General features: G+C 65.9%; 5 protein-coding genes. 2 read left to right on the plus strand and 3 right to left on the minus strand.

Annotated features, from left to right (window positions below; genetic code table 11):
* The coding region (locus P3W85_RS03950; protein WP_276263807.1) for a c-type cytochrome at positions 1–253 on the minus strand (253 nt) is incomplete at its 3' end.
* A 468-nt stretch (positions 254–721) separates the two neighbouring features.
* Between P3W85_RS03950 and P3W85_RS03955 the strand changes: the two genes are divergently transcribed.
* Positions 722–1,243 (plus strand): universal stress protein, encoded by a 522-nt coding sequence (locus P3W85_RS03955; RefSeq protein WP_276263806.1) that lies wholly within the window; start codon positions 722–724, stop codon positions 1,241–1,243.
* 234 nt (positions 1,244–1,477) lie between these two features.
* Here the strand turns inward: P3W85_RS03955 and P3W85_RS03960 are convergent, their stop codons facing one another.
* Together P3W85_RS03960 and P3W85_RS03965 are read right to left on the minus strand one after the other, a co-directional pair.
* On the minus strand, positions 1,478–2,680 hold the full coding sequence (locus tag P3W85_RS03960) for a DUF4382 domain-containing protein (protein WP_430869489.1): 1,203 nt from the start codon (positions 2,678–2,680) through the stop codon (positions 1,478–1,480).
* Between the two features lie 349 nt (positions 2,681–3,029).
* Positions 3,030–4,577 carry a glucan biosynthesis protein G gene (locus tag P3W85_RS03965; RefSeq protein ID WP_276263809.1) on the minus strand — a complete coding sequence of 516 codons (1,548 nt, stop codon included), beginning with the start codon at positions 4,575–4,577 and terminating at the stop codon, positions 3,030–3,032.
* 258 nt (positions 4,578–4,835) lie between these two features.
* Between P3W85_RS03965 and P3W85_RS03970 the strand changes: the two genes are divergently transcribed.
* Positions 4,836–5,960: glycoside hydrolase family 3 N-terminal domain-containing protein (locus tag P3W85_RS03970; protein WP_276263810.1), on the plus strand; the 1,125-nt coding region annotated here is incomplete at its 3' end.

Consider the following 5,960-nt stretch of genomic DNA (forward strand, 5'->3'; position numbering starts at 1 on the left):
AGGCCGCAAGCGCCTGGATCGCCGCGTCGTCAAGCCGGGACGCGACGCCCCACATATGCGTGCGCGCATCGGTTTCCGCGCGGCCGTGCTCGCGAAACGCCCTTAGCTGCGTCTGCAGGTATTCGGGCGTCTGCCCATCCAGCCGCGGATACATCGGTGATTCGCTGTGGCCGTGCGGCCCATGACAGCTCGCGCATAGCTGCGCCAGCCTGGCACTATCCTCGGCGCGCGCGGGCGTCATGGTGAGCGCCATGCCCGCGGCAACAAGCAGGATCTGCGTCCGCGCACCGGGGAAGAAGGACAGTTTCATGGTCGTCTCGGGCCAGTAGGGTTGGGCAAGCGCCAGTCAGCGCGCAACGCGAGCCAGGCGGGCAACTTCAAGGTGCTGTTTTCGCTCGCATGCCGGCCATTGCCATCGAAACCGGAACGCATGGAACGCACGGCCGCGCGCCTGCCAAGCCATGCCATCAGTGTAGAAAACACCGGGGCGCCGCCGTTGACGTGGATCAAGCGGGTGCCAGACGGGATCAGCCGCGCGGCACCGGCAATGGGGAAGTGCGCCATCCGCCCACGCGCGAAGCGGAATTGACAGACTCTTTATGCGCGGCCGATACCTCTTTACGCCAATTCCACGGCCCATTTCTTAATCTGCTGACATGGGAACCGCGTGATGTGTCCGTTACCGGAACCGGATCCCCTTTATCTCTACAGGCTATAAGCGATGGTCAAGCTCCTCGTCTTCGCCGATGGCTCCGACAGCGCCCTGTCGGCTGTCCGGCATGCGGCTTTTCTGTTCCGAGAGGGCAGCATCTCCGAAGTGGTCCTGCTCAATGTCCAGGCGCCGGTGGAACTTGGCCGCGCGAGCGCGTTCCATTCGCTGTCCGCGTTGCGGACGATCGAGCGCGCGGAGGGCACTCGCGCCCTGTCCCGGGCGTGCGCGATCCTCGACGATTCGGGCGTGAACTATGTGCCCGAGATCTGCGTTGGGCCAACGGCAAAGACCATCGCGCACGTGGCGGAAGCCAGCCAGTGCGATGGCATCCTGCTGGGCACCACGTTCTGGTCGCGCTTCAACGCCTGCTTCGGCGGCGGCCTGCCCGCCAGGCTGATGCGCCGGACCCGTGTACCGGTAACGCTGATCAAGGCAGCGCCATGCGTGCCCGGTGCTTCGGCAGGCACGCCACCATATCAGCGCGGCAGTCATGCCAGCCCCCTGCTGGTTGTCTATCCGCTTGGGTCCTGAGCGGACACCATCCAGCCGCGACCCGGGAGACCATTTGATGAAACCGACCCACACCCGATCACCGCAAATTCCGCATGGCAGGGACCCCCATCACGGCGGCAGGTACTACCTGACGGTTGCCGGGTGCCTGCTCGTACTTGGCATGTTGTACGCGTTGTGAGCGGAGCCGGGTCCGCTCAGGCCCTCGTCCCGCACGCGTTGAATGCGGACACCGGCAATGCCGGCGTCCGCGAGTCAGAATGCGAAATTCTGGGTGGCATCCGCTCCAGCCACATTGACCTGCTGCGTAATGACCGCGCCGGCAGCGCTGCTGGCCTGGATACTATATGCACCCGCGGCACCGGTGTCCGCCATCAGTGGAATCGGCAGCACGGTCTGGTAAGTGCCCACCACCGGCGCGGCCGCCGGCAAGGCCGGCTGTGTCCGGAACAGGCGGTAGGCACCTGAATCGGAAGCCGCAGCCGTCGCGGCAATCTCGAAGCTGCCGCCGCCCGTCAGTTGCAGCGCGCGGACGATTGCCTGCGCGCTGGCCGGTGTCACCGTCCCGGAAACGGTGCGGAACGCCGAGGCCGGCAGGGTGATCGCAGCAAATGCCGTCGCAATGGCGGTACTGCCGCCAGCCACCACCGGCACGCCTCGCACGATGCCGCTGCCACGGCCAGCCGCCGAGGTCGGCACGATCACCACGTCCACATTGCCGGCAGCGCTGCTTTGCTCGACGGGTGACAGGGTGAAGTTGCCGTTGGCGTCAGCCACGGTCGTCTTGACCACCACGCCATTGCGCTGCGCGTAGACCCGGGCACCTGGCGCGTTGGCCAGCGCGCCAGTGACGGCGCCGCTCACCGCAGTCGGCAGGGCAGACACCACGGGATTCAGGCTGAAACTACCGTTGCCGAGCGCAACGATGGACCGGCAGGCGTCGAAGTCCAGCACCAGGCCGGTGAGCGTGCCGCGCGCCACCGTGAAGGAGCGGATGATCTTGATGCCGGCCTGCGCCGCGCTCGGCGTATCGAGAGCCTGCTCGGTTCCGCCGGTGGGCACTACGGAATTGGCGAGCGCCCCGGCGCCGTTCAGCGCGAGCACGAGACGGATCTGCTGGTAAGTGCCGGCCGCCAGCGACGTCTGGCCAAGCGTGGCGAGCGCCCCGTTCGTGAGCGACAGCAGGTCGATCCGCAGCGGCGGGCTGACTGTGACATCGACCCAGCCGGATCCGTTCACATCGGCATTGGGATCGGTATGGACCCGCACCCCGCTGACGGTGACGAACACATGGTCGAAGCCACAGGAAGGCGCGTCGGTCATAGAGACGTTCAAGGTGCCTGAGCCACCGCTGCTGAAGCCGAAGAATTCGTCCCCGCCGCCACAGGCAACGAGGGAGAGCGCCCCGCCCATCAAAAGCAGCGACAGGGATGACCGCAAGAATCCATTGGCGCACATGGCACTCCTCCTGCGTCGAGTCGTTGTGGATAAATCGAGAATAGTGCGAATGGGCCTCAATGCAGTGTGTGTTTTCAATGGCGGCCTGAAGACAAGGACCTTTCGATCAAAACGATCAGGACCAGCCATGGCGCAGGAGCGGCCCGTCCCGGGCGCGGACTGCCCGGCCGCGGCTGGGGCTGGCCTGCTACATGCGCGGGTAACGGGCCAGGCCAGGCCATCGAGCACCTCCGCTCCTGGCCCAAAGCGGAGGTCTGCCAGGCCCGGCGCATCGCCGGACCGGTCGCCGGAGGGCGCGGGCACCTGCAGCACATCGCAGATGCCTCACGCCGCCCAGCCCTCTTCCCGCTTACTGCCCTCCCACCGAATCTGGCGGCAACTGGTAGCTCCACGTCTCGCTCAGCGTCTTGTTGCCGGACACCAGCGCCGCACGCATTTCCACCACTTTGCGCGGATCCTTGACCTTGATCCGCAGATTCAGCCGCCAGCCTTTGGTGACCGGGTTGGGCTCCAGCACGTTGTCGAGGATCTCGGCGTTGTCGCTCGCGCTGACCTGTGCGCCGACCTGCGTGCCGGCGGGAAGGCTGGCGAGCACGGGACCCTCGAAATCGACGATCAGGCCCGTGCTGCCATCGAGACGGCGGATCAGGTTGGCCTGCGTGATTTCCCCTGCCGAGCGCAGCGTCTGCTTGACCCAGGCCAGATCCTTGTCGAGCAGCGCGCGCTCGTTCATGGTCCAGTGCATCGTATAGTCGGCCTGCAGTGGCTGGCCCTTGGGCGGCAATTGGTCCGGCGTCCAGAAGGCGGCCATATTGTCGTTGGTCTCGTCCGGCGAGGGGATTTCCACCAGCTCGACCTTGCCCTTCCCCCAGTCTCCCTGCGGCTCGATCCAGGCGCTCGGGCGCAGGTCGTAGCGGTCCTTCAGATCCTCGAAGGCGGAGAACTCGCGCCCGCGCTGGAGCAGCCCGAAGCCCCGTGGATTCGTGACCTGGAAGGTGCTGATGGCGAGGTGGCGCGGGTTGTTCAGCGGCCGCCACAGCCATTCGCCGTTTCCGGTGTGGATGGCCAGGCCGTTGGAGTCATGCAGGGCCGGACGGAAGTTGTACGGATCGCGCTGCTGGTTCGGCCCGAACAGGAACATGCTGGTCAATGGCGCCACGCCGAGCTTGGTAACGGCCCCGCGCAGGAAGATGCGTGCCTGCACCTTGAGGATGGTGTCCTCGCCGGGATAGAGGTCGAAGCGGTAAGCGCCGGTGGCGCGTTGCGAGTCCAGCAAGGCGTAGAACACCAGATGATTGTCCTGCGCCGCGGGCCGTGCGATCCAGAACTCGCGGAAGGCCGGGAACTCCTCGGCGACGGGCAGCCCGGTATCGATGGCCAGGCCGCGGCTGGACAGGCCATAGACCTGGTTCTTGCCGACGACCCGGAAATAGCTGGCGCCCAGCACGCTCATGATCTCGTCGAGCTTGCCGGCGCGGTTGATCGGATAAAGCACGCGAAAGCCGGCATAGCCAAGCTTGCCGGTCGCGGACTTGTCGAACTTCAGGCCGCCGAAGTCGAACCGGGCCGGGTCGTACTGGATCTCATGGACCGCGTTGCCGACGATCTCGTTGATGCGCACCGGGCTGCTGAACTGCATGCCCTGGTGGTAGAAGCCCAGGCGGAACGGCGTGCCCTGGTCCTTCCACTCCAGGGCGTCGCGGCGGGGCTGGATCTTGATGTAGTCGGCAAACTGCATCTGGCTGAACACCGGCGGCAGGTTGTTGGCCGGCGCGGCGTAGGGCGTATCGGCCAGGGTCCTGGCGCGGGCTGTCACATCGTCCAGGGAGAACGCCCCGGCCTGGGTGCCGTACATCAGTGTCCAGGCGGCAATCAGTGCAGGCAAGACGGTTTGCATCCTGATGCGTAACGATGCGGCGATAGAGGCAAGAGCCACGAATCTCTCCAGAAAAAGCAGGTGAAAGATGCTGCCACGGCACGCGCGGCGCAAGGCATTAGTGTAATGGCGGTAAACTGCTGGCGCAGTGCGAAAAGATAACGCATTTCGTTTCGCGCGCCGGTTCAGGGCGCGCGGCGTCAGCCCGTGTGGCAGGAAGCGCGCCCCATCGCGGGGCGGGCCGCCCTGTCGAGCCACTTGGATAACTATCAATTGAGAATGCTCTCTTTGCTGGCCCTGTCGGCCAGCCTGCTTTGCTCTCCAGTGATTGCCGACCCGGTATCGGCTTCCGCCGGCGACAAGAATGCCTTTATCGCCGACCTCATGGGGCGGATGACGCTGGACGAAAAGATCGGCCAGTTGCGCCTCATCAGCATCGGCGAGGACATGCCCCAGCCCCAACTGCTCAAGGAGATCGCGGCGGGCCGGGTAGGCGGCACCTTCAATTCGGTGACGCGCAAGGACAACCGGCCGATGCAGGACGCTGCGGTGAAGCACAGCCGCCTGAAGATTCCCATCTTCTTCGCGTACGACGTGGTGCACGGGCACCGTACCGTATTCCCGATCAGCCTGGGCCTGGCATCGAGCTGGGACATGGAAACCGTGGCGCAGAGCGCACGCGTCGCAGCCATCGAAGCCAGCGCGGACGGCCTCGACGTGACCTTCGCGCCGATGGTCGACATCGCGCGCGATCCGCGCTGGGGGCGCACCTCCGAAGGCTTCGGCGAGGATCCTTATCTTGTCTCGCTGTGCGCCCAGGCCAGCGTCAGGGGCTTCCAGGGAACCTCCCTGGCCAACGCCGACAGCGTGATGGCCGTTGTCAAGCACTTCGCGCTATACGGGGCGGTGGAAGGCGGGCGCGACTACAACACGGTCGACATGAGCCCGATCCGCATGTTCCAGGATTACCTGCCACCGTACCGGGCCGGCATCGATGCCGGCGCCGGCGGGGTCATGATCGCGCTGAACTCGATCAACGGCGTACCGGCCACGTCCAACACATGGCTGCTGCGGGACCTGCTGCGCAAGGAGTGGGGCTTCAAGGGCATCACGGTCAGCGACCACGGGGCCATTGACGAGCTGACGCTGCATGGCGTGGCGAAGGACGGGCGCGAAGCCGCCAGGCTCGCCATCCAGGCCGGCGTCGACATGAGCATGCATGACTCGGCGTACCTGGCGCACCTGCCGGGGCTCGTGAAATCGGGCGAAGTGTCCGTGCGCGACATCGATGGCGCGGTGCGCGAGGTGCTGGGCGCCAAGTACGACCTGGGCCTGTTCCAGGACCCCTACCGGCGCATCGGCGCCGCCGAGCAGGACCCGCCGGAGGTCGACGCGCAGAGCCGC

The sequence above is a fragment of the Cupriavidus basilensis genome, from assembly GCF_029335485.1.
GTDB lineage: Bacteria > Pseudomonadota > Gammaproteobacteria > Burkholderiales > Burkholderiaceae > Cupriavidus > Cupriavidus basilensis_E.